Raw genomic sequence first — 3,255 nt, 5'->3', positions numbered from 1 at the left:
TGGTGAAATTACATCACGTATCCTGGCTAGGGCAGCAAGTCTCTTCCCAACAATGGATTGGTCGCCAAATTACCGTTACAGGTTGGTTGCGACGAGGTGCAACACCTTGGATTGACATTCAGACTTTGCACACCCAAAACGGTCAAACTATTCACAGTCCCCATCCTATCTGGTCTACAATCTTGGCAGTTGCAGCAGTCGCTTGGGGCGCTTACATTCTTCTAAGGGGATAGGGGGATTGGGGAACTCGGGGTCCCCAATCCCTAGTTCCCGAACAAAAACAAAATGTAAATAAAAGTTGCAAAATTCAAAACAGTACATTATATTTATTAATATAAAAGACTGCAATCAGTATAATTAAGCATTTAAGCTTGATTAAAGTCACCCATTAAGTATATTGAGTCATCTTGTTACATCTTCCCTTTCAAAAAAGTGGTAAATTAGCCAGAGAATACCTGATTGGTGTTTCCGAAGATCTACATCGTAAACAAAAAATGTATTTTGTGTTACAATACGATTGTGTTCCGAGAAAAAGTCTTGTCCTGAACTAGTTAAGTAGAAAATACCGTGATAATGTAAAAAATGGTATTAAATATCAAGAAGGTATTAAAGGTATTAAAACTTTTCATGCAGAGTAGTACTAAGCTTTTAAAATTTAAAATTTTTAAAATAAAGGTGTGATTAGCTTTGTGTAAGCTTTTTTATTAAACAAGCTTCGTCCTGGAAAAAACAGTATTGTAAAAAGTAACAGGTTGAAGTAAAAAAAATCGGTTTGTGGCAATTTTGGTGAGTAATATTTATCAAGCAGCCCAAGCTAAGGCGCTTTTTTTGCCTAGTTGTTTCCCTTAAAATTAAACATTGGAGGTATATTGCATGTCTGTTCGCCTATATATAGGCAATTTGCCAAAAGAAGAAATAGATCGTCAAGAACTGCAAACAGTTTTTGCAGCAGAAGGCGATGCGGTTACTACTAAACTTATTAAAGACCGCAAAACAGGCAAATGCCGTGGATTTGGTTTTATCACGGTAAATAACGATGAACAAGCAGACCAAATTATTGAAAAATACAATGGTCAATTGTTCAAAGAGTCTCCAATTAAGATAGAAAAGGCATTACCTCGTACGAAGGGAGACGAAGGTGACGAACAGCCCCAAGCTCCAAAAACCGCGAGTCATAATGCCCCAAGTAACGCTAACAATGCTCCAGTAAAAGAAGGCAACCGTCGCGATAAAAGCTCCAAGAAGTCTCGGAAAAGTCCTAGTCGTTCTCATGAAAGCACTACTACTTCTGCAGACTCGGATGCTATTCGTCCAGATCCACGGTGGGCAAATGAACTGGAAAAACTTAAGCAAATGCTAGCTGCGCAAACTACAAACTAATTTGCAAAAAAGAAAAATTATTTTTTAATTTTTCTTTTTTGATTTTTTTTTAAATGGGCAGTTATAGCCATTGTTGCAAGTGCGATCGCAAATGTTGAGTGAAGTGCGATCGCTGACTGAATTTTTCAGTCCTAATTGGCTTGCGATCACCATCCAACTTCCACCCAATAATCGCTACATAAAATTTTTCAACAGGAATAAATTCTAACTGCATAAGCTCTTCTTATTGCCAGAGAGTGTTAGCACTTATTGAGAAAAGTGCTTTTACATCAATTGATAGACAATATATTCCTCTACTCTTAGTGATATGCTTAATCGAGTGCTGAGATTGAGGATTATCAGTAACTTAATTTTATTTAATATTTAGTAACATAAGCTACGGTTACTAGGTTCTAGTGTGAATTTTTACTAAAAATTTGTTACACAGGCACAAAATATAGTGTTCACCAAATGCTGAGTATAAAGACTTACTCGTCATAGAGAGGAAAGCAACAGAAAATTTTTCCGCTTCAGAGTCTACTGAATTAAGAACGTCTCTCGTTTGAAGGAGAGCAACCCAAATGTTTGAATTTTATAATTTTGTAGTATGAGCAAGATGCTCTCACTGACTGGTAAGAGGGAGTAGGGAGCAGGAAGCAGGGAATATTCTTTCATGCCTGGCGGTGAATTTTTTTTCATCGGGACTATCTTCTAAAGATTGGGATGCCCTTGGCTCAAGGGCATTATTAGGCATTAATTAACCATATAGTAAGCGCATATTACTTTCCTAGACAAAACAGCCTCAAATACTGTTTTGGTGGTGTTTAAAAATACCGATAACTTAGTAGTACATTACTAAGTGAACCAAAAACTAGTAGCTAATACTACTAAAAAAAATACATTTTTAAGTGAAAACAATTAAGGTATAAGGTCTTTTTATAAGAGTTATGAGAAATAAATATAGCAATATACCTGCGACAAAGCTATATATAAACACCAAATTGCAAGATACCTCTGCTAGGAGATGCAAAAATTTATGAAAAAAATTAAAATAAGATAAATATCACTTAAACCTCATGCGTAGTTGAGGTGAAAAGCTTAGCGCAACCAATAAGCTGGCTTACACCTCCTCAGAACAACACAACAACAAACTATGAACTCTAGAACAGAACGACACATCGCCTTGATATCAATACATGGAGATCCGGCGATTGAAATTGGCAAAGAAGAGGCTGGAGGACAAAATGTTTACGTGCGCCAGGTAGGTGAAGCGCTGGCAAAACTTGGGTGGCAAGTCGATATGTTTACCCGAAAAGTAAGTGCGCAGCAAGATACAATCGTTCAACATAGAGAAAATTGTCGCACTATTCGTTTAGAAGCTGGTGGTCTAGAGTTTGTACCCCGGGATAACCTTTTTCCCAAAATACCCGAATTTCTGGAAAATTTTATCAAGTTTGAACGGGAAAACGGCATTATATATCCCTTAATTCACACTAATTACTGGCTTTCTAGCTGGGTAGGAATGCGCTTGAAAGAGCGTCAAGGAAGCAAACAGATTCATACTTACCACTCTCTAGGAGCCGTCAAATACAACACAGTCAAGACAATTCCGTTAATTTCTAGCACACGATTAGCTACAGAAAAACAAGTGCTAGAAACAGCAGAACGAATTGTCGCAACAAGTCCGCAGGAAAAAGAACATATGCGATCGCTTGTTTCAACCAAGGGTAATATCGACATTATTCCCTGCGGTACTGATATTAGAAGTTTTGGTTGTATTGATAGACAAGGAGCAAGAAGTCATTTAAAAATTGACCCCGATGCCAAACTTGTTTTCTACATAGGACGTTTTGATCCACGTAAAGGTATAGAAACCTTAGTAAGAGCCGTTGGACA

The 3,255-nt window shown here is 37.4% G+C and carries 3 protein-coding genes and 1 pseudogene; 3 read left to right on the top strand and 1 reads right to left on the bottom strand.

Annotation, left to right across the window (positions count from 1 at the left end):
• Together G4P69_RS36455 and G4P69_RS36450 are read left to right on the top strand one after the other, a co-directional pair.
• Positions 1 to 233: pseudogene (locus G4P69_RS36455) on the top strand (Zn-dependent protease with chaperone function); the annotation flags it as partial.
• Positions 234 to 873: 640 nt separating this feature from the next.
• On the top strand, positions 874 to 1,380 hold the full coding sequence (locus G4P69_RS36450) for an RNA recognition motif domain-containing protein (RefSeq protein WP_208354743.1): 507 nt from the start codon (positions 874 to 876) through the stop codon (positions 1,378 to 1,380).
• 61 nt (positions 1,381 to 1,441) lie between these two features.
• Here G4P69_RS36450 and G4P69_RS36445 read toward each other — a convergent pair whose 3' ends face one another.
• A complete protein-coding gene (locus tag G4P69_RS36445; RefSeq protein ID WP_208354744.1) occupies positions 1,442 to 1,594 on the bottom strand; it encodes a hypothetical protein in 153 nt (50 codons plus the stop codon).
• 918 nt (positions 1,595 to 2,512) lie between these two features.
• Between G4P69_RS36445 and G4P69_RS36440 the strand changes: the two genes are divergently transcribed.
• A partial coding sequence (locus G4P69_RS36440; RefSeq protein WP_208354742.1) for a glycosyltransferase occupies positions 2,513 to 3,255 on the top strand: 743 nt, incomplete at its 3' end.

It is taken from the genome of Aetokthonos hydrillicola CCALA 1050, assembly GCF_017591665.1.
GTDB classification, from domain to species: domain Bacteria; phylum Cyanobacteriota; class Cyanobacteriia; order Cyanobacteriales; family Nostocaceae; genus Aetokthonos; species Aetokthonos hydrillicola.
The sequence above is the reverse complement of the archived record's forward strand: the minus strand, read 5'-3'. Positions and strand labels throughout refer to the sequence as shown.

Bases quoted from the DNA above. Each gene is read 5' to 3' on its own strand.
- G4P69_RS36450 (WP_208354743.1), top strand. From the start codon at position 874: ATGTCTGTTCGCCTATATATAGGCAATTTGCCAAAAGAAGAAATAGAT.
- G4P69_RS36445 (WP_208354744.1), bottom strand. From the start codon at position 1,594: ATGCAGTTAGAATTTATTCCTGTTGAAAAATTTTATGTAGCGATTATT.